This window comes from Streptomyces sp. NPDC060028, assembly GCF_042736725.1.
Taxonomy (GTDB): domain Bacteria; phylum Actinomycetota; class Actinomycetes; order Streptomycetales; family Streptomycetaceae; genus Streptomyces.
In genome coordinates, this window is sequence record NZ_JBHWVJ010000027.1 from 47,838 (window position 1) to 66,348 (window position 18,511).

Annotated in this window: 19 protein-coding genes; 13 read left to right on the plus strand and 6 right to left on the minus strand. The window is 71.7% G+C overall.

The genetic code is table 11. The features are described from left to right. Positions 1–7: 7 nt before the first annotated feature. From ACFWBF_RS15895 to ACFWBF_RS15910, 4 genes are all read left to right on the plus strand, one after another. Positions 8–1,585: an amidohydrolase family protein gene (locus ACFWBF_RS15895; RefSeq protein WP_385601200.1), complete on the plus strand. Its 1,578-nt coding sequence runs from the start codon at positions 8–10 to the stop codon at positions 1,583–1,585. Positions 1,586–1,602: 17 nt separating this feature from the next. Next, the gene (locus ACFWBF_RS15900; RefSeq protein ID WP_385601203.1) at positions 1,603–2,613 is read left to right on the plus strand and encodes a YdcF family protein; all 1,011 of its coding nucleotides are present in this window, start codon (positions 1,603–1,605) and stop codon (positions 2,611–2,613) included. Positions 2,614–2,695: 82 nt separating this feature from the next. Then, positions 2,696–2,881: a hypothetical protein gene (locus tag ACFWBF_RS15905; RefSeq protein WP_385225206.1), complete on the plus strand. Its 186-nt coding sequence runs from the start codon at positions 2,696–2,698 to the stop codon at positions 2,879–2,881. Between the two features lie 130 nt (positions 2,882–3,011). Beyond that, positions 3,012–3,470 carry a nitroreductase/quinone reductase family protein gene (locus tag ACFWBF_RS15910; protein WP_385601206.1) on the plus strand — a complete coding sequence of 153 codons (459 nt, stop codon included), beginning with the start codon at positions 3,012–3,014 and terminating at the stop codon, positions 3,468–3,470. On the opposite strand, the gene ACFWBF_RS15915 is transcribed toward ACFWBF_RS15910, so the two are convergent. After that, positions 3,457–3,864: an ATP-binding protein gene (locus tag ACFWBF_RS15915; protein ID WP_385601209.1), complete on the minus strand. Its 408-nt coding sequence runs from the start codon at positions 3,862–3,864 to the stop codon at positions 3,457–3,459. The genes ACFWBF_RS15910 and ACFWBF_RS15915 overlap by 14 nt on opposite strands. Positions 3,865–3,966: 102 nt before the next feature. Here ACFWBF_RS15915 and ACFWBF_RS15920 point away from each other — a divergent pair, with 102 nt between their 5' ends. After that, positions 3,967–4,761, plus strand: coding sequence for a Scr1 family TA system antitoxin-like transcriptional regulator (locus ACFWBF_RS15920; protein ID WP_385601212.1), 795 nt, complete (start codon positions 3,967–3,969; stop codon positions 4,759–4,761). Then, positions 4,758–5,015, plus strand: coding sequence for a DUF397 domain-containing protein (locus tag ACFWBF_RS15925; protein ID WP_385601215.1), 258 nt, complete (start codon positions 4,758–4,760; stop codon positions 5,013–5,015). The genes ACFWBF_RS15920 and ACFWBF_RS15925 overlap by 4 nt, the downstream gene beginning before the upstream one ends. Here ACFWBF_RS15925 and ACFWBF_RS15930 read toward each other — a convergent pair. Next, positions 4,988–5,536: a GNAT family N-acetyltransferase gene (locus tag ACFWBF_RS15930; protein WP_385601217.1), complete on the minus strand. Its 549-nt coding sequence runs from the start codon at positions 5,534–5,536 to the stop codon at positions 4,988–4,990. The two genes, ACFWBF_RS15925 and ACFWBF_RS15930, sit on opposite strands and share 28 nt — an antisense overlap. 25 nt (positions 5,537–5,561) lie before the next feature. Then, positions 5,562–6,038, minus strand: a complete 477-nt coding sequence (locus ACFWBF_RS15935) for a macro domain-containing protein (protein ID WP_385601220.1) — start codon at positions 6,036–6,038, stop codon at positions 5,562–5,564. Between the two features lie 291 nt (positions 6,039–6,329). Between ACFWBF_RS15935 and ACFWBF_RS15940 the strand changes: the two genes are divergently transcribed. Beyond that, positions 6,330–7,541, plus strand: coding sequence for a pyridoxal phosphate-dependent aminotransferase (locus tag ACFWBF_RS15940; protein WP_385601223.1), 1,212 nt, complete (start codon positions 6,330–6,332; stop codon positions 7,539–7,541). A gap of 90 nt (positions 7,542–7,631) precedes the next feature. Next, positions 7,632–8,027: a hypothetical protein gene (locus tag ACFWBF_RS15945; protein WP_385601226.1), complete on the plus strand. Its 396-nt coding sequence runs from the start codon at positions 7,632–7,634 to the stop codon at positions 8,025–8,027. A 296-nt stretch (positions 8,028–8,323) separates the two neighbouring features. Here the strand turns inward: ACFWBF_RS15945 and ACFWBF_RS15950 are convergent, their stop codons facing one another. Then, positions 8,324–8,746: a hypothetical protein gene (locus ACFWBF_RS15950; protein WP_385601229.1), complete on the minus strand. Its 423-nt coding sequence runs from the start codon at positions 8,744–8,746 to the stop codon at positions 8,324–8,326. 143 nt (positions 8,747–8,889) lie between these two features. Between ACFWBF_RS15950 and ACFWBF_RS15955 the strand changes: the two genes are divergently transcribed. The 4 genes from ACFWBF_RS15955 to ACFWBF_RS15970 all read left to right on the plus strand — a co-directional run bounded on the left by ACFWBF_RS15955 (position 8,890) and on the right by ACFWBF_RS15970 (position 13,529). Then, positions 8,890–9,975 carry a hypothetical protein gene (locus ACFWBF_RS15955; RefSeq protein ID WP_385601232.1) on the plus strand — a complete coding sequence of 362 codons (1,086 nt, stop codon included), beginning with the start codon at positions 8,890–8,892 and terminating at the stop codon, positions 9,973–9,975. 14 nt (positions 9,976–9,989) lie between these two features. Continuing rightward, positions 9,990–11,177, plus strand: a complete 1,188-nt coding sequence (locus tag ACFWBF_RS15960; protein ID WP_385601235.1) for a toxic anion resistance protein — start codon at positions 9,990–9,992, stop codon at positions 11,175–11,177. 86 nt (positions 11,178–11,263) lie between these two features. After that, positions 11,264–12,871 carry a substrate-binding domain-containing protein gene (locus ACFWBF_RS15965; RefSeq protein ID WP_385601238.1) on the plus strand — a complete coding sequence of 536 codons (1,608 nt, stop codon included), beginning with the start codon at positions 11,264–11,266 and terminating at the stop codon, positions 12,869–12,871. After that, positions 12,858–13,529 (plus strand): hypothetical protein, encoded by a 672-nt coding sequence (locus tag ACFWBF_RS15970; RefSeq protein WP_385601242.1) that lies wholly within the window; start codon positions 12,858–12,860, stop codon positions 13,527–13,529. The genes ACFWBF_RS15965 and ACFWBF_RS15970 overlap by 14 nt, the downstream gene beginning before the upstream one ends. A 26-nt stretch (positions 13,530–13,555) precedes the next feature. On the opposite strand, the gene ACFWBF_RS15975 is transcribed toward ACFWBF_RS15970, so the two are convergent. Next, a complete protein-coding gene (locus ACFWBF_RS15975) occupies positions 13,556–15,391 on the minus strand; it encodes a phosphoenolpyruvate carboxykinase (GTP) (protein WP_385601244.1) in 1,836 nt (611 codons plus the stop codon). 220 nt (positions 15,392–15,611) lie between these two features. Here ACFWBF_RS15975 and ACFWBF_RS15980 point away from each other — a divergent pair, with 220 nt between their 5' ends. Next, positions 15,612–16,301, plus strand: a complete 690-nt coding sequence (locus tag ACFWBF_RS15980) for a hemolysin III family protein (RefSeq protein ID WP_385601247.1) — start codon at positions 15,612–15,614, stop codon at positions 16,299–16,301. A gap of 37 nt (positions 16,302–16,338) precedes the next feature. Here the strand turns inward: ACFWBF_RS15980 and ACFWBF_RS15985 are convergent, their stop codons facing one another. Beyond that, positions 16,339–18,399 carry a thioredoxin domain-containing protein gene (locus ACFWBF_RS15985; protein WP_385601251.1) on the minus strand — a complete coding sequence of 687 codons (2,061 nt, stop codon included), beginning with the start codon at positions 18,397–18,399 and terminating at the stop codon, positions 16,339–16,341. Positions 18,400–18,511 lie beyond the last annotated feature (112 nt).

Here is an 18,511-nt window from a genome sequence, read left to right on the forward strand (position 1 = left end):
CACCCCGATGGACCTGGTCATCCGCGGGGCCCGCGTCGTCGACGGCACGGGCGGGCCCTCGTACACCGCCGACGTCGCCGTCCACGAGGGCCGGATCGCCGCGATCGGCCGGGTCCCCCGGGGCGGGCGCAGCCTCGACGCGCACGGGCTCGTCCTCGCCCCGGGCTTCGTCGACATGCACGCCCACAGCGACCTCGCCCTGCTCCGCGACCCGGACCACGGCGCCAAGGCCGCCCAGGGCGTGACCCTGGAGGTCCTCGGCCAGGACGGCATCTCCTACGCCCCCGTCGACGACCGCACCCTCGGCGAGGTGCGGGCCGCCATCGCCGGCTGGAACGGCCCCGGCGACGACGTCGACTTCCGCTGGCGCACCGTCGCCGGCTACCTCGACGCCCTGGACACCGCCCACGGCGGCCGGGGCATCGCCGTCAACGCCGCCTACCTCGTCCCCCAGGGCACGGTCCGCGCGTACGCCCTCGGCTGGGACGACCGCCCGGCCACCCCCGCCGAGCTGGACCGGATGCGTACGCTCGTCGCCGACGGCCTCGCCGAGGGCGCCGTCGGCATGTCCTCCGGGCTCACCTACACCCCCGGCATGTACGCGTCCGGCGCCGAGCTGACCGAGCTGTGCCGGGTCGTGGCCCGGTACGGCGGCTACTACTGCCCGCACCACCGCTCGTACGGCCGCGGAGCGCTCGCCGCCTACGCCGAGATGGTCGAGCTGACCCGCGAGGCCGGCTGCGCGCTGCACCTCGCGCACGCCACCATGAACTTCGGCGAGAACGCCGGCCGGGCCCCCGAGCTGCTGGCCCTGCTCGACGCGGCGCTGGCCGACGGCTGCGACATCACCCTCGACAGCTACCCGTACACCCCCGGCTGCACCACCCTCGCCGCCCTTCTCCCGAGCCGTGCGGGCGAAGGCGGCCCGGAGGCGGTCCTGGCCCGGCTGCGCGACGACGCCGAGGCCGAGCGGATCCGCTGCGAACTGGAGGTGGAGGGCTCCGATGGCTGCCACGGCGTCCCCGTCGACTGGTCCACGATCGAGATCGCGGGCGTCGGCGACCCGGCGCTCTCCCCGTACGTCGGCACGCGCCTGACCGGCTGGGAGGCCGCCCGGCGGCTCCTGCTGGAGGACCGGCTGCGGACCGGCATCCTCCAACACGTCGGGGACGAGGAGAACGTCCGGGCGATCATGCGCCATCCCGTGCACACGGGCGGCTCGGACGGCATCCTGCAGGGCGCGAAGCCGCACCCTAGGGCGTACGGCACCTTCCCGCACTACCTCGGCCACTACGTCCGCGAGCTGGGCGTGCTCACCCTGGAGGAGTGCGTGGCGCACCTGGCCGGCCGCCCGGCCGCGCGCCTGCGGCTGCCCGACCGGGGGCTCGTGCGCGAGGGGTACCGCGCCGACCTGGTGCTCTTCGACCCGGACACGGTGGCGGCCGGGTCCACGTACGAGCGGCCGCGCGCGCTGCCCACCGGGATCCCGTACGTGCTGATCGACGGGCGCTTCGTGATGCGGGACGGCCGCCGGACGGACGTCCTCGCGGGGCGCTCCGTACGCCGCAGACCCGCCCATCCGTAACACTTACGATGAACCGCATGGTCGCCTTCGCCCTAGCCGCCCTGCTTTTCCTGCTCTTCTGCCTCAGCGTCCGCAAAGACCGCCGCCGTTTCCGCAACGCGGTGCTGCTCGGCCTGACCTTCATCACCCTGTCGTTCGCGCTGCTCCTCCAGGTGTCCGTACTGCCGCGGTGGGCGTCCGTGGCCGTCCTGATGCTCGTCTTCGCCGTCCCGGCCCTCGGCACCCTCGCGCTCGGCGCCTTCCTGATCGGCAACGGCGTGACCATGGTCCGCCGGGAGGGCCGCAGCCCGGCCAACCTGCTGTCGCTCCTGGCGGGGCTGGGCATCTTCGCGATGATCGCGCTGCTGGTCGGCGTCGGCATGCAGGGCTCCCGGATCCTCCACGGCATGGTCGCGACGCTGACCCTGGTCGTCGTGTACGTCTCCTTCACCTTCCTCTGCTTCCTCGGGTACGCCTTCCTGTACGGGCGGATCAGGGTGCGCGGCGACGTCGACCACGTGGTCATGCTGGGCGCGGGCCTGATCGGCGGCGACCGCGTGCCGCCGCTGCTGGCCTCCCGCCTGCGCAAGGGCCAGCAGATCTACGAGGCCCAGCTGGCCCGGGGCGGCCGGCCGCCGGTGCTGCTCGTCTCGGGCGGCAAGGGCTCCGACGAGAAGGTCCCCGAGGCCCGCGCCATGGCGGACTGGCTGATCGAGCAGGGTGTGCCGCAGGAGCACGTCGTGCTGGAGGACCGGTCCACCACGACCGAGGAGAACATGCGGTTCAGCCGCGAACTCATGACGGCGCACGACCCGCACTACCGGTGCGTGGTCGTCACCAACGACTTCCACGCCTTCCGGGCGGCGATGATGGCCCGCAAGGCCCGGGTCAACGGGCAGGTACTGGGCTCGCCCACCGCCCGGTACTACTGGCCGAGCGCCACGATCCGCGAGTTCGTCGCCGTGTTCTGGGAGCACAGGGCCGTGAACCTGGGCATCTGCGCCGCACTGGTCGCCCTCGGCACGCTGGCCACGGCGGGCACCCTCTGATCCCCGGGTCCCCGGGTCCCGAGGTGCGTTCATGGAAGCTGGGCCGGACCATGGGGCCAGGGAACACAGGAGGAGGTACCCGATGGACAGTGAATCGGACCAGCAGCCCACGCGGTCGGACCGGCTCCACACGGGCGGGGACCGACCGTACGACCCCGAAGACCTGGTGATGGCGACCGGACACGACCCGACTCCGGAGCGGGTCGAGAAGGCACGCAAGCTGATCGAGAAGGAAGGTCCGCAGGTCATCGAGCGCTACCTCCCGTAGCCGCGGACCCGCCCCCGGCGCCCGGCCCCGGGGGCTCCCCCGCGCGCCTGCCGTGCGGGACCGGCCGACCGCATCCAGAATCGGTGGACGCTCGTTAGCCGCGCGGGGGCCCGATCCGGAGGACAGCAGGATGCAGACCGCCACCACCCCCGCCGCCGTCGACTGGGACCACCCGGCCGACCCGCCGCCCGGCAGCCGCCTCGACCACGTGCGCGCGTACGTCGCCACCGCAGGCGCCGACGGCCACCTGTGGCACGGGGTCCCGACCCTGCTGCTCACCACCTTCGACCGCGTCGCGGGCCGTACGGTGCGCACCCCGCTGATCTACACCAGCGACGAGGACCGCCACATCGTCCTCGCCGCCGCCGACGGCGCGGCCCACCACCCCGGCTGGTACCGGAACCTGTGCAGCCACCCCGAGGTCCGCCTCCAGGTCGGCGCGCTCACCGCCCAGGCCCGCGCCCGGACGGCGACCCCCGAGGAGCGCGAGACGTACTGGGCGGCGATGACCGCGCTCTGGCCCGCGTACGACGACTACCAGGCGGCGGCCGCGCCCCGCGAGATCCCGCTGGTGATCATCGAGCGCTGAACTCGAAGCCGAGCTCGAACCAGACGGCTTTGCCGATCCCGCACTCCCTCGGGTACGCGCCCCAGGCCCCGGCCAGCGCCGCCACGATCGCGAGCCCCCGGCCGGACTCGTCCAGCGGCCGCGCCTCGCGGGGTACGGGCAGCTCGCGCCCGGCATCGAGCACCTCGACCCGCAGCCGCTCCCCGCTCAGCAGGCACCGCACCCACACCTCCCGCCCGGCGGGCACCCGGGCGTGCCGGCAGGCGTTGGCCATCAGCTCGCTGAGCAGGAGCACGGCCGTGTCGGTCGTGTCGTCGGGCAGCTTCCACTCCCGGGCCTGGGCGGCGAGCCGGGCGCGGGCGTGGGGGACGCTGCGGGGCGCACGGGGGTAGCGCCACTCGATGGGGTGATCCATGGTCCATACAGTGGCGCCGGGGGTATGGCCCGGGCGAGTAACCGTGCGTAGACCGGGGCCGGTTGTACACGCGCGGTACCGGTGCGAGGGGAGGACGGACCGATGACCGAGGCGTGGCGGTACGGCGGCAACCAGGTCAAGCTGTGGCGCACGGAGGCCGGCAAGACCCGCGAGGAACTGGGCGCGGAGGCCAATTACGACGCGGAGACGGTGAAGTCGATGGAACTGGGCCGCCGCCGGCCCACGTTGCGGCTCCTCCAGGTCGCGGACTCGATGTTCGGCGCGGGCGGCAAGCTGGCGGCGGTCTCGGAGTACATGAAGCCGGAGCCGTTTCCGAAACGGTCCGAGGAGTTCATGGCGGCGGAGGCGGAGTGCGTCGCCTTCAACAACTACGAGCCGTTGCTGATCCCTGGGTTGCTCCAGACCGAGGAGTACATGCGGGCGCTGATGGGCGACGGATCTCCCCCATTGGACCCCGAGACCATCGAGGAACGCGTCCGCGGTCGACTCGAACGCCAGGAGAAGATGGGCCGCCGGATCAAGACCGTGTATGGCTTCATCATCGGCGAGGCAGCCCTGCGCACGGGGGTCGGCGGCAAGGAGGTCATGCGCCGACAACTGCACCTGCTCCTGAAGCTGAGCGATCTGCGCAATGTCTTCATCCAGATCCTGCCCTCCGGGAGGGTCTGTGGAGCGGCCCTGCGCGGCCCCCTCGTCCTCATGGAGACGCCCGAACACCAACTGTGGGCGTGGGCCGACGGCCAGAAGACCACGGCGATGTACTCCCACCGCGACAAGGTCAGTGCGCTCACGCAGACGCATGGCATGATCCGGATGAACGCCCTCAGCGCGGCAGAGTCGGCGGAGTTCATCAAAAAGCTCGCGGAGGAGCTATGAGCAGCGGTCTCACGTGGTTCAAGTCCAGTTACAGCGACGATGAGGGCGCCAACTGCATCGAAGTCGCCCTGGACTGGCGCAAGTCGACGTACAGCGACGACCAAGGCAGCGCCTGCGTCGAAGTAGCGGCCTGCCCCCACACCGTGCACGTCCGGGACTCCAAGCTCGGCGAGGCGAGCCCGCGGTTCGCCGTGGCGGCCACGGCCTGGGCGGTGTTCCTCGACGGTCAGACGGCAGCCGCCACCGCGCTGTAGGTGCGGCCCGCGGCCGCGTACTCGCCCAGTGGGGTCATGCCGAAGCCGTCCACGTGCACGCGCCAGGACGGGAGGTTCCCGGCCTCGATGAACGCGACCACCGCGTCCGCGCGGCCGGCCGCCTCCGCGACGGCCATGGTGAACAGGCCCCGGGCCACGCCGTGGCCGCGGTAGGCGGCGTCGACCACCACCGGGCCGTAGAGCAGCCAGCGGGTCTCGCTCAGCGCGCGGCCCTGCCACCGCAGCGTGTCCTGGGCACCGAGCAGGCCCAGGACCGGTGGCGGTGGGGCGGACAGGTCCTGGGCGGCCGACAGGCCGAGCAGGCCGGCGACCCGGCCTCCGTCGTCCGCGACCAGCAGTTCCCCGGCCCCGGCCATGCGGGTCAGCGCGGCCTCGTCGAACGCGCCCTGCACGAAGCCCTGGGCGGCCCGCTGCCGCGCGCTCAGCGCGTCGTGGTGGTTGGCGGCGAAGAGGGCGGCCATGGCGGGCGCGTCGGCCTCGGTTGCGTACCGGTACTCCATGGGGCCGATGCTGCCATGCGCGGCCTCAGGCGTGGTCGTAGACCGTCACCGACACGTCGCGGGCGCACAGCGCGTCGGTGATCAGCGGTTCGATGCGCGACCACTTGCCGCCGGCGAGTCCGCAGCCTATGCGGGGCATGTGTACGGAGGCCCCGAGCTCGATCGCGTGCCCGGCGAGCAGCCCGAGGCAGCGCTCGACCGCCTCGTACCGGATCGGCGGGCCGCCGCTGCCGGTGCGAATGCCCCGCTGCCCGACCATGTTGGCCACCCAGGTGTCGGGCCGGACCCGCACCAGCTGCACGGCGCCCAGCCCGAAGTCGTTCGCGCTCCGGCGCCGGTGCCAGGCGCGGAACTCGGCCTCCGGCTCGGGCCAGCGCTTGGAGAGCGCGAGCACGAAGCCCTTCCCCCAGCCCCCGATGTCGTTGCAGACGTGCGCGATGACCTTGGGCCCCTTGGCCTGCGGGCTGGTCGCGTCCCCCGCGATGACCTTCAGCGGTGTCATGTGCCTCACCCTTCCCCCTGACGTACGGCACTCCCCACACCGTAGAGCGGGCCACTGACGGCGCGGGTCACCCGAGTGGTGTGCACCGTGCCGTAGTGACGAGCGCAACACCGGCGCGGACCCGACTGCGGGGGCGCCGCCGTTCCGCAGGCAAGCACGGTGGCGCGGCCCCGGATTCCAAGGACGCGCGGCGCCCACACCCGCCCTTCGCGCGAAACGGGACATATCGCACGCCGCACCTCCGGCCGAAATGGCGCGGCGCGCCCGCACGGAGCCCCGTAAGCTCCCGTCATGCAGGTGATCCAGTCAACGAAACTCGCCAATGTCTGCTACGAGATCCGCGGCCCCGTCCTCGAAGAGGCGATGCGGCTCGAAGCAGCAGGTCATCGCATCCTCAAGCTCAACACCGGCAACCCCGCGGCCTTCGGCTTCGACTGCCCGCCGGAGATCCTTGAGGACATGCTCCGCAACCTGGGCACAGCCCACGGCTACGGGGACGCGAAGGGGCTGCTCTCCGCGCGCCGCGCGGTCATGCAGCACTACCAGACCAAGGGCATCGAGCTGGACGTCGAGGACATCTACCTCGGCAACGGCGTCTCCGAGCTGATCCAGATGTCGATGCAGGCGCTGCTCGACGACGGCGACGAGGTGCTGGTCCCGGCGCCGGACTACCCGCTGTGGACGGCTTCGGTGAGCCTCGCCGGCGGCACGGCCGTGCACTACCGCTGCGACGAGCAGGCCGACTGGATGCCGGACCTCGCCGACATCGAGCGCAAGATCACCGACCGCACCCGCGCGCTCGTGATCATCAACCCGAACAACCCGACCGGCGCCGTCTACGACGACGAGATGCTGCGCGGGCTGACGGACATCGCCCGCCGCCACAACCTGGTCGTCTGCTCGGACGAGATCTACGACCGGATCCTCTTCGACGGGGCCACGCACACCAACACCGCCGCCATCGCGCCGGACCTGCTGACCCTGACCTTCAACGGGCTCTCCAAGAACTACCGCGTCGCCGGCTACCGGGCCGGCTGGATGGCGGTCTGCGGCCCGAAGAACAACGCCTCCTCGTACATCGAGGGCCTGACGATCCTGGCGAACATGCGGCTCTGCGCCAACATGCCCTCCCAGCACGCCATCGCCACCGCTCTCGGCGGCCGCCAGTCCATCGTGGACCTGGTCCTGCCGGGCGGGCGGCTGCTGGAGCAGCGCGACGCGGCGTACGACGTGCTGACGCAGATCCCCGGCATCACCTGCGTGAAGCCCAAGGGCGCGCTGTACCTCTTCCCGAAGCTCGACCCCTCGGTCTACAAGATCAAGGACGACCGTCAGATGGTCCTCGACCTGCTGCGGGCCGAGAAGATCATGGTCGTGCACGGCACGGGCTTCAACTGGACCGAGCCCGACCACTTCCGGATCGTCACCCTGCCCGCCGCCAAGGATCTGGCCGACGCGGTGACCCGGATCGGGAACTTCCTGGACGGCTACAGCCAGCCGTAGCCGCAGGCCCGGTCTCAGTAGCCGGATTCAGCTCAACTTTAGAACGGATCCAATGTAGGATGGTCTCCTGACCACGCAGGAGGCCTCCTCATGTACGAGCCGATCCGCACCAAGCCGGTCGTCCACCGTGTGGGCGGCCACCAGAGCGACTACCCGCGCAGCAGCCGTGGCGAGGCCCTGGACATCCAGCTCGCCGGGCATCTCGCCGCGCTGCTCACCCTGACCGACGAGCTCGGCCTCCAGGACGCCGCCGCGGAGATCGCCGCGCAGGTCGCGCGACTGCGCGGGGCCCAGCCGACCCGTGCGGCGGGTGGCCGCGCCGCCGGGGACACCGCGGCGCTGCACCAGCGCGCGCACGACCTCGCCGCCCGCGCGCTCCTCGTCGCCGCGTCCCGCGCGGACACCACCGTCGCGATCCTCGCCGCCGAGCGGATGGATGCGCACGCCGCCGCCCTGTCCCTGTCGGACCTGGCCGGCGCCCACTGACGGCCCCGGTCCGGGGCCGCGGAGGCTCCGGACCGGGTGCCATGTCCCCTGCGGGGTTGCTCGGGGGGACACCGCCGCCGCGCGGGCCACTACGGGGCTCCGCCCCGGACCCCGCGCCTCAAACGCCGGCGGGGCTGAAATTGCCCTGCGGGCAACCCAGCCGCCCCGGGCGAAAGCCGGGCGACACCAGCCCAAACCCAGCCCCGCCGGCGCTTGAGGCGTGAGGGCGCAGCCCGAAGTCAGCCTCGCCGGCGCTTGAGGCGCGGGGGTCCGGGGGCGGAGCGCCGGGAGCGGCTTCAGTCGGGGGTTGGGCGGAACTCCGCGGCAGCGACACCGCACCACGGGGGCGTGGACGGCGGCCAGACCGGGCCCAGGGCTTCCGCGTGTTCCACCGCGGTCGGGGCGACGCCCGGGAGCCTGACCAAAGCCTGGGCCGCCCGGTCACCCGGGACCGCGTCCGGCCGCTCGCGGAACTCGACCGTGACGACGTACGCCCCGAGGCCCTGGGGCCGACCCGTCGCCTCGACCGCCGCCACCACACGCCGGCTCGCCGGATCGATTCGGCACCCGGTGACCCGTACGTCCTCCACGGCCGCCCGAGGCGGCGCCGCGCCCGGCTCGCCGCTGGCCCAGACGTACAGCCCCAGCGGGGCGAACGCCAGCAGTCCCGCCAGGACCACCAGTCCGACGAGCCAGCCCTGCCACTTCAACGCGCTCACGCCCATGCCACGATCCTCCTCGGCACCCGACCCGCTCACCAGCACCCACGGGCCCACACAGCATTTCGAAGTGGGACCGGCTGGACACCTGACGTTCATTCAAGACCGCGCGGAATGTGGGTTTCCGCGAGGACGCTGCACCCGTGAAGCGCATATTGGGAATCGCCCTGGCGGTCCTCCTGATCGGCGGCGTCGCAGCCGTCATCGCCCTCGGGGGGAACAAGCCGGAAGGCACGGCAACGAAGACCGTGCGAGGCGTCATCGGGTCCGAGAAGTCCGAGTTCTTTCGTGACCGGGACGTCGTCAAGGCCCTTGCCGACAAGGGCTACACCGTGAAGACGGAGACCTCGGGCTCCTGGGCAATGGATCAACTCGCCCTCAAGGAGTTCGACTTCGCCTTCCCCAGCAGCAGTGAGCCCGCCCAGGAGATCGAGGCGGCGGCCGGTCTGAAGGGCGCACAGAACACCAAGCCCTTCTTCTCCCCGCTCGTCGTCATCGCCCGCCCGAACGCGGCCAAGGTGCTCTCCGAGCACGGCCTCGCCAAGATGACCGGCAAGAACTCCGGCACGCTCCTCCTTGGTCCTTACCTCAAGGCCGCCCAGGAGGACAGGACCTGGCAGGCCCTGCAGGGCGGCACCTCCGCCTATCCCGAGCTGATCGGCACGGTGTTCATCAAGACCACCGACCCGACCACCTCCAACTCCGGCGCGCTCTTCCTCGCCGCGACCTCCAATGTCGCCAACAACCTCGGAGTCGTCGGCGACGACGCCGCGATCGAGCGCACCGCGCCGCTCATGCACAAGCTGATCTCCGTGCAGGGCGCCCTGGAGCAGAGCACCGACGACCCCTTCCGGTCCTTCATCAGCGGCAGCGGCGAACCGCTCATCCTGGCCTACGAGTCCCAGGTGGCCTCCCTGCTCCAGATGAAGCAAGGAGCGGGGGACGCCGACATGGTGGTCTTCTATCCGGACACCACCGTCAACTCCCCGCACACCTTCGTGCCGATCAGCGACAAGGCCAAGGAGCTCGGCTCGCTGCTCGCCACCGACCCGAAGCTGCGCGCGCTGGCCGTCCGCCACGGCTTCCGCCCGCAGGAGGGCGTCGCCGAGTTCACCGCCGCGACCGCGCCGCACGCCGCGTACCTCAACCCGGAACTGACCGGCATCCGCCAGGTCGGCGCACCGACCGTCAAGATCCTGATGGCGCTGGCCGCGCGCGCCAAGGGATAGGGGGACCACCACACATGACACTGACACCGCCCGAGGACGGCCCGCTCGTCCTCACCGCCCCCGAGCCCGTCGCCCCCGTCAAGCGGGAGCAGGCCGCCGGCCTCGTACCGCTCCAGGACGGGGTGCGCGACGAGATGGCCCGCCGGGCCGGGGAGTACGTCGGCTCGCTCGCCGGGCTCGATGCCCGCTCCCCCGAGTTCGCCACCCGGATCGGGGAGATCGCCGGGCTCGGCTCGGCCGACATCCGCAGCGCCGCCCAGCAGTCCAACCGGATGCTGGAGCGGGCCGTACGGTCCCTCGGCCCGGACGGCGGCGCAGACGCGACCGCCCGCGTCGCGGGCTCGCTCGTCGAACTGCGGCGCACGGTCGAGGACCTCGACCCGCGCGACACGCCCGCCAAGGGCGCCCGCAGGCTGCTCGCGAAGCTGCCCGGCGGCAACAAGTTCCGCGACCACGTGGCCAAGTACGCCTCCTCGCAGGCCACGCTCAACCGGATCGTCGGCGCGCTGCGCGGCGGCCAGGACGAGCTGCGCCGCGACAACGCGGCCCTGCACACCGAGCGGACCCGCCTGTGGGAGACGATGGGCAAGCTCCAGGAGTACGCGGTCCTCACCGAGGCCCTGGACGGGGCCGTCGAGCAGCGGATCGCCGAGACCGGGTACGCCGATCCGCAGGCGGCGGACGCCATGCGCGCGGACGTGCTCTTCCCCGTCCGGCAGAAGCACCAGGACCTGCTGACCCAGCTGGCCGTCTGCGCGCAGGGGTACCTGGCGATGGACGTGGTGCGGCGCAACAACGACGAGCTGATCAAGGGCGTCGACCGGGCCGCCACCACCACCGTGTCCGCGCTGCGGATCGCGGTGATGCTGGCCTCCGCGCTGGAGACGCAGGGCAAGGTGATCGAGCAGGTCAACGCGCTGAAGGGGACGACGGAGGAGCTGATCCGGGGGAACGCGGAGATGCTGTCCTCGCAGAGCGGGGAGATCCAGCGGATCGCGGCGGATCCGGCCGTGGGGGCGGAGACCTTGCGGTCGGCGTTCGCGCAGATCTACGCGACGCTGGATGCGATCGACAGCTTCAAGGTGCAGGCCACCGAGAGCATGGCGGTGACGGTGGAGGCGCTGACGGGGGAGCTTCAGACTGCGTCCGCGTATCTTGCGCGGACGCGGACGGCCGGCGCGCTTGAGGGGGGTGCCCAGTGAGGGGGGTCGCGGGCTCCGCCCGGACCAGCGCCTCAAACGCCGGCGAGGCTGGAATTGTTGGTGACGCGACGGTTGCACGCGCGGGCATGCCCGGGCTCCGCCGGGCTGCGCTGGCCGGCGCCGCCGCGCTGGCCGTGCTCGCCGCGGCCACGGGCTGCACCTCGTCCGAAAAGCCGGACGCTCCGAAGGCGACCGCCTACAAGGAAGGGACCCTGCGGGTGTTGGCCTCCAGTGAGCTGGCCGACATGCAGCCGGTGCTGGAGCAGGCCAGGAAGGCTACCGGGGTCACGGTGAAGCTGACCTGGTCCGGGACTCTCGATGCCGTCGAGAAGATCGCTTCCGGCAAGGCCGACGGGCAGTACGACGCGATCTGGCTGTCCTCCAACGACTATCTGCGGCTGCGCCCCGAGGCCGTCGGGAAGCTGTCCAGCGAGACCCCCGTGATGTCCTCGCCCGTCGCGCTCGGCGTGAAGCCGCAGGCGCTGGCCCGGCTCGGGTGGAAGCCCGAAGAGGTCACCTGGTCGGCGGTCCACGAGGCCGTCGCCGCCGGGAAGCTGACGTATGGGATGACCGACCCCGTGCGTTCCAACTCCGGTTTCTCCGCGCTGATATCGGTGGCCTCCGGCCTGTCCGGCGCGCAGGCCGCGCTGACCGACGCGGACGTGAAGAACGCGCAGCCGCGGCTGAGGCAGTTCTTCACCGGGCAGAAGCTGACCTCCGGCTCCTCGGGCTGGCTGGCGACGGCGTACACCAAGCGCGGGGACGTGGACGCGCTGGTGAACTACGAGTCGGTGCTGCTGTCCATGAACCGGGACTCGAAGACGGACCTGACGGTCGTGCGGCCGCTCGACGGCGTGGTCACCGCCCACTACCCGCTGACCCTGCTGACCTCCGCCCCGGCCGGGGCCCGCGAGTCGGGCCGGACGCTGACCGAGTACCTGCGCGGGGCCGACGCCCAGAAGGCGATCACCGAGCGGACCTTCCGCCGGCCGGTGGCCTCCGGGGTCGCACCGGCCGTCGGGCTGAACGCCGACAAGCGGCGCGAGCTGCCCTTCCCGGGCACCCGCTCGGTCGCCGACGGGCTGCTGGCCAGTTACGAGAACGAGCTGCGCCGGCCCTCGCGCACCGTCTACGTCCTGGACACCTCGGGTTCCATGTCCGAGGAGGACCGCATCGGGCGACTCAAGTCGGCGCTCACCGAGCTGACGGGGAGCGGCAGTTCGGGCACCGGACAGCGCTTCCGCGACCGCGAGGAGGTGACGCTGCTCCCCTTCGGCGGCAAGGTGAAGGAGGTGCTGACGCACGTCGTCGAGCCGGGCAATCCGGGGGCCGCCCTGGACGCGATCCGCGGTGACGTGAAGTCGCTGACGCCCGAGGGGGGTACCGCGGTCTACAGCAGCCTGGAGGCGGCCTACCAGCACCTCGGCAAGGACGGGGCGGACGCGTTCACCTCGATCGTGCTGATGACGGACGGCGAGAACACCGAGGGCGTCGGGGCCAAGCACTTCGACTCCTTCTACGCCGCCCTGCCCGAGGACCAGAAGCGCACGCCGGTCTTCGCTGTGCTCTTCGGGGACTCGGACCGCAAGGAGCTCACCCACATCACCGAACTGACCGGCGGACGGCTCTTCGACGCCACCGGCGGCGACCGGTCCCTTAACGGGGCCTTCGAGGAGATCCGTGGCTACCAGTAGGCACAGCAGGCAGAGCAGACCGAGTGTGGCGGCCCGGGTGCTCGGCTACCTGGAGTCGAAGAAGAACCTGGCCGGCTGCACGTGCGGCGTGGCCGGCCTGGGCCTGACCGTCGCCGGGGTGGCGGGGACGTACTGGCCGGTGGTGGTCGCCGGTCTGTACGGGGCCGGCGCGCTGATCGCCCCGCCGGAGCGGGTCCCGCCGCCCCCTCCGGAGCCGGGCCGGCAACTGGACGCGATCCGGGAGCAGTACGAGCGGCTGCGCGAGTACGTGGCCGAGGTGGATCTGCCGCAGGCCGTCGCGGGTCCGCTCGCCGCGCTGCTGGAGCTGTACGGGGCGCTGCTGGAGCCGGGCTGGGTGGCCGACGCGCTGGCCACGGACCCGGAGGCGGTGCACGCGCTGTCGCGGGCCATCGCGCAGGACGTACCGGAGTGCGTGCACACGTACGACCGGACGCGCTGGTGGACGCGGTTCACGCCGGGCGGCGAGTCGCCGGAACGGCACCTGGAGCGGCAGCTGACGGTGCTGTACGAGGAGGCGGAACGCACGACGGCGGACCTCCGTGACACGGAGGCCCGCCGTCAGCAGACGCACACGACCTATTTGGAAGGTCGTGGGGAATCCGGTCGGGGACTCCCGCGTCTGACGGCCGGGGACTAGTCGGCCGTGGTATGTGTGGCCGGGGTTCAGCCCAGGCGCTCGACGAGCGCGTGGTACTGGTCCCACAGCTCCTTGGGGGTGTGGTCGCCGTAGGTGTTCAGGTGCTCGGGGACCAGGGAGGCCTCCTCGCGCCAGACCTCCTTGTCGACCGTGAGGAGGAAGTCGAGGTCGGCGGCCGGGATGTCCAGGCCGTCGGTGTCGAGGGAGGCGACGGTCGGCAGGATGCCGATCGGGGTCTCCACGCCCTCGGCGGTGCCCTCCAGGCGCTCGACGATCCACTTCAGGACGCGGCTGTTCTCGCCGAAGCCGGGCCACACGAACTTGCCCGCGTCGTTCTTGCGGAACCAGTTCACGTAGTAGATCTTCGGGAGCTTCGACTGGTCCTTGTCGGCGGCGACCTTGACCCAGTGGGCCATGTAGTCGCCCATGTTGTAGCCGCAGAACGGCAGCATCGCGAAGGGGTCGCGGCGCAGCTCGCCGACCTTGCCCTCGGCGGCGGCGGTCTTCTCGGAGGCGATGTTCGAGCCGATGAAGACGCCGTGGTTCCAGTCGAAGGACTCGGTGACCAGCGGCACGGCGGAGGCGCGGCGGCCGCCGAAGAGGATCGCGGAGATCGGGACGCCCTTGGGGTCCTCCCACTCGGGGGCGATCGTCGGGCACTGGGAGGCCGGGACGGCGAAGCGGGCGTTGGGGTGGGCCGCCGGGGTGCCGGACTCCGGGGTCCAGGCGTTGCCCTTCCAGTCGATGAGGTGCGCGGGCGCCTCTTCGGTCATGCCCTCCCACCAGACGTCGGAGCCGTCCGGGGTGAGCGCGACGTTGGTGAAGACGGTGTTGGCGTACATCGTCTTCATGGCGTTGGCGTTGGTGTGCTCGCCGGTGCCGGGGGCGACGCCGAAGAAGCCGGCCTCGGGGTTGATCGCGTACAGGCGACCGTCCTCGCCGAAGCGCATCCAGGCGATGTCGTCGCCGATGGTCTCGACCGTCCAGCCGGGGATCGTGGGCTCCAGCATGGCGAGGTTGGTCTTGCCACAGGCGGACGGGAAGGCGGCGGCGACGTAGGTGGCTTCACCCTGCGGCGGGGTGAGCTTGAGGATCAGCATGTGCTCGGCGAGCCAGCCCTCGTCACGGGCCATGACGGACGCGATGCGCAGGGCGTAGCACTTCTTGCCGAGCAGGGCGTTGCCGCCGTAGCCGGAACCGTAGGACCAGATCTCGCGGGTCTCGGGGAAGTGCGAGATGTACTTGGTGGTGTTGCAGGGCCACGGCACGTCGGCCTGGCCCTCGGCGAGCGGAGCGCCGAGGGTGTGGACGGCCTTGACGAAGAACCCGTCGGTGCCGAGCTCGTCGAGGACGGGCTTGCCCATGCGGGTCATGGTGCGCATGGCGACGGCGACGTAGGCGGAGTCGGTGATCTCGACGCCGATGGCGGAGAGCTCCGAGCCCAGGGGGCCCATGCAGAACGGGACGACGTACATCGTCCGGCCCTTCATCGAGCCGCGGAAGATGCCCTTCTCACCGGAGAAGAGGTCCTTCATCTCCGCCGGGGCCTTCCAGTGGTTGGTCGGGCCCGCGTCCTCTTCCTTCTCGGAGCAGATGAAGGTCCGGTCCTCGACGCGCGCGACGTCGGTCGGGTCGGAGGCGGCGTAGTACGAGTTCGGGCGCTTGGTCTCGTCGAGCTTCTTGAACGTGCCCTTGGCGACGAGCTCCTCGCAGAGGGCCTCGTACTCGGCCTCGGAGCCGTCGCACCAGACGATCCGGTCGGGCTCGGTGATCGCTGCGATCTCATCGACCCACGAGACGAGCCCTGCGTGCTCGGTGGGACGAGTCGTGCCGGAAGTGGGAGCCGCGTTGTCGCGCGCCACGATTGCTCCTTGTTGAGGGGTTTGTTTGGTGTAGGCCCCGTGGGGGCTGCGACCCGGATGCTTCGCGCTCCGCTCATCCGGTGTCGACCGCACTCATCTGATCATCCGGTGCGTGTGCGCATATGTCCAGGGGGCTTCTCACGTGAGCATCGCCACTCCGGTCAATCTTCCGTAAAGCTCACTAACGGAAACCTACGGACCCGTAGGTAGCATGGCCGCCATGACTTCTGACGCCGCTGCCGTGGCCGTACCGGATGCGCCGGATGCGCCGGAACCGGAAGCCAAGCCGCTGATGCGCGGCTGGCTGCACACGGGGATGTTCCCCACCGTGGTGATCGCGGGCCTGGTGTTGATGGCCTTCACCGACTCGACCCGGGCGCGGGTCGCGTGCGGGGTCTACATCCTCACGGCGTGCCTGCTCTTCGGCGTCAGCGCCGTCTACCACCGCGGCACCTGGGGCCCGCGCGGCGAGGCCATCCTGCGGCGGCTCGACCACGCCAACATCTTTCTGATCATCGCGGGCACGTACACCCCGCTGACCGTCCTGCTGCTGCCGCCCTCCACCGGGCGGACCCTGCTGTGGGCGGTCTGGATCGCGGCCGCCGCCGGCATCGCCTTCCGTGTCTTCTGGGTCGGCGCGCCGCGCTGGCTGTACACGCCGTGCTACATCGCCATGGGCTGGGCGGCCGTCTTCTTCCTGCCCGACTTCATGCGCACCGGCGGCATCGCCGTCCTGGTCCTGGTGATCGTCGGCGGCCTGCTGTACAGCGTGGGAGGGGTCATCTACGGGATGAAGCGCCCCAACCCCTCCCCCCGCTTCTTCGGCTTCCACGAGGTCTTCCACTCACTGACGCTGGCGGCCTTCGTGGCCCACTACGTCGGCATCTCGCTGGCCGCGTACTCGCACTAGGTCCGGCCCCGGCTCCGGCTCCGGCAGGCGAAGGCAGTCAGGGGAGAACCGTCCCCAACTGCTCGGCCAGCTCGGCCGGGTCCGTCGTAGGCCGTGCGCAGACGAAATGCCGACACACATACGCCGCCGGAAGCTCGCGTACGAGTGTGCGCTCGGCCAGCAGGGGGAACTCCCCCGCGCTGCCGTCCGCCGCGGCCGGCAGACCGACCGCCACCACGGCCCCCGGGGCCGTCCCCAGCAACGCGGTCCGGTGCAACTCCGCCCGCGCCGGGTCCTCGGGATGGCCGACGACCGCGACCTCGCGCGGCCCGTCGAGCAGCGCCTCGGCGACCGCCAGACCGTGCCCGATGAAGCGCGGGGCGCGCGGCCCGAGCGCCGCCACCACCCCGAGCGCCCGCTCGGCCGCCGTGCGGTGCGCCTGGGAGCCGGTGTGCGCGGCGTACGAGAGCAGCGCGCCCGCGGCGGCGGTCCAGCCGGAGGGGGCGGCCGTGTCGGTGGGGTCCTGGGGTCGGCGGATCAGTTGCTCGGCATCGTGCGCGGTGTCGTACAGCGACCCGTCCTCGGCGGTGAACAGGTCCAGCACCAGGTCCAAGAGGAACCCGGCGAACTCCAGCCAGACACCCTCGCCGGTGACGGCGGCGAGCGCCAGGAAGCCCTCGGCGACGTCGCCGTAGTCCTCCAGCACCCCCGCGTTGGCCCCGGCCCTGCCGTCCTTGCTGGTCCGCGCGAGCCGGGCCCGCCCGGCCGCCACGTCGAAGTGGACCCTGACCAGCAGATCGGCGGCCTCGGTGGCCCGGTCCACGAGGTCCGGCCGGTCGAAGAAGGCCCCGCACTCGGCGAGGGCCGCGATGGCCAGCCCGTTCCAGGCGGCCACGATCTTGTCGTCCCGGCCGGGCGCCGGACGCTGCGCGCGCGCCGCCAGCAGCCGCTCCCGGATCTCCGCGACCTTCCCGGCGTCGACGACGGGCCCTGCGGCCGGCAGTTGGAGCACCGACGCGCCGTGCTCGAAGGTGCCCTCCTCGGTCACCCCGAAGTACGCGGCCGCCAGCTCCCCGTCGGCCTCGCCGAGCGCATCGGCCAACCCGCCCGGCGTCCAGGCGTAGTACGCCCCCTCCACGTGCTTGCCGCTCAGCGGATCCTCGCTGTCGGCATCGAGCGCCGAGGCGAAACCGCCCTCGCCCGTGCGCAGTTCCCGGACCATGAAATCGGCCGTCTCCAGCGCCACCCGGCGGGCCAGGTCCGACCCGGTGGCCCGCCACAGGTGCGCGTACACCCGGCACAGCAGCGCGTTGTCGTACAGCATCTTCTCGAAGTGCGGGACGACCCACTCCCGGTCCACCGAGTACCGCGCGAAGCCGCCGCCGAGCTGGTCGTAGATCCCGCCCCGGGCCATCGCCTCGCAGGTGTCGGCGGCCATCTGCAGCGCCCCCTCGGACCCGGTCCGGGCGTGGTGGCGCAGCAGGAACTCCAGCACCATGGACGGCGGGAACTTCGGCGCGCCGCCGAACCCGCCGCGCGTGGCGTCGTACTCCCGTGTCAGACCGAGCAGCGCCCGCGCGAGCTCCTCGCCGCCGGGGAGGCCGCCCTTCCCGTAGTCCAGCTGCCGGCCCGCGAGGTCCCGTACGATCCGCTGCGCGACGTCGGCCACCTCCTCGGGGCGGCCCACCCAGGCGCTCCGCACGCCTTCGAGGACCTGCATGAAGGACGGCGAGCCGTGCCGGGGCTCGGGCGGGAAGTAGGTCCCGAAGTAGAACGGCTCGGCCTCGGGGGTCAGGAAGACGGTCATGGGCCAGCCGCCCTGCCCGGTGGCCGCCTGCACGGCCTCCATGTACACGGCGTCGATGTCGGGGCGCTCTTCGCGGTCCACCTTGATGTTGACGAAGTGCTCGTTCATGTACGCGGCGGACAGCTCGTCCTCGAAGGACTCGTGCGCCATGACGTGGCACCAGTGGCACGCCGAGTAGCCGACCGACAGCAGAACGGGCACGTTGCGCCGATGTGCTTCCTCGAAAGCCTCCGGCGTCCAGGGCCACCAGTCGACGGGATTGTCGGCGTGCTGAAGCAGATAAGGCGAGGTCACACCAGCCAACCGGTTCATGTGACCCAGCCTCTCACAGCGCCCTCGCCGGGCGGGCTTCGACGAGCCCGGCAAGGCCCCACCGGGGGTGGCAATCACGCTCGTGCGAAATCGGGCGCCTCGACATCGCGGG

What these genes read in the sequence shown, in the direction of transcription:
- ACFWBF_RS15895 (WP_385601200.1), top strand. Translation starts at nt 8, where the DNA reads ATGGACCTGGTCATCCGCGGGGCCCGCGTCGTCGACGGCACGGGCGGG.
- ACFWBF_RS15900 (WP_385601203.1), top strand. Translation starts at nt 1,603, where the DNA reads ATGGTCGCCTTCGCCCTAGCCGCCCTGCTTTTCCTGCTCTTCTGCCTC.
- ACFWBF_RS15905 (WP_385225206.1), top strand. Translation starts at nt 2,696, where the DNA reads ATGGACAGTGAATCGGACCAGCAGCCCACGCGGTCGGACCGGCTCCAC.
- ACFWBF_RS15910 (WP_385601206.1), top strand. Translation starts at nt 3,012, where the DNA reads ATGCAGACCGCCACCACCCCCGCCGCCGTCGACTGGGACCACCCGGCC.
- ACFWBF_RS15915 (WP_385601209.1), bottom strand. Translation starts at nt 3,864, where the DNA reads ATGGATCACCCCATCGAGTGGCGCTACCCCCGTGCGCCCCGCAGCGTC.
- ACFWBF_RS15920 (WP_385601212.1), top strand. Translation starts at nt 3,967, where the DNA reads ATGACCGAGGCGTGGCGGTACGGCGGCAACCAGGTCAAGCTGTGGCGC.
- ACFWBF_RS15925 (WP_385601215.1), top strand. Translation starts at nt 4,758, where the DNA reads ATGAGCAGCGGTCTCACGTGGTTCAAGTCCAGTTACAGCGACGATGAG.
- ACFWBF_RS15930 (WP_385601217.1), bottom strand. Translation starts at nt 5,536, where the DNA reads ATGGAGTACCGGTACGCAACCGAGGCCGACGCGCCCGCCATGGCCGCC.
- ACFWBF_RS15935 (WP_385601220.1), bottom strand. Translation starts at nt 6,038, where the DNA reads ATGACACCGCTGAAGGTCATCGCGGGGGACGCGACCAGCCCGCAGGCC.
- ACFWBF_RS15940 (WP_385601223.1), top strand. Translation starts at nt 6,330, where the DNA reads ATGCAGGTGATCCAGTCAACGAAACTCGCCAATGTCTGCTACGAGATC.
- ACFWBF_RS15945 (WP_385601226.1), top strand. Translation starts at nt 7,632, where the DNA reads ATGTACGAGCCGATCCGCACCAAGCCGGTCGTCCACCGTGTGGGCGGC.
- ACFWBF_RS15960 (WP_385601235.1), top strand. Translation starts at nt 9,990, where the DNA reads ATGACACTGACACCGCCCGAGGACGGCCCGCTCGTCCTCACCGCCCCC.
- ACFWBF_RS15965 (WP_385601238.1), top strand. Translation starts at nt 11,264, where the DNA reads ATGCCCGGGCTCCGCCGGGCTGCGCTGGCCGGCGCCGCCGCGCTGGCC.
- ACFWBF_RS15980 (WP_385601247.1), top strand. Translation starts at nt 15,612, where the DNA reads ATGACTTCTGACGCCGCTGCCGTGGCCGTACCGGATGCGCCGGATGCG.
- ACFWBF_RS15985 (WP_385601251.1), bottom strand. Translation starts at nt 18,399, where the DNA reads ATGAACCGGTTGGCTGGTGTGACCTCGCCTTATCTGCTTCAGCACGCC.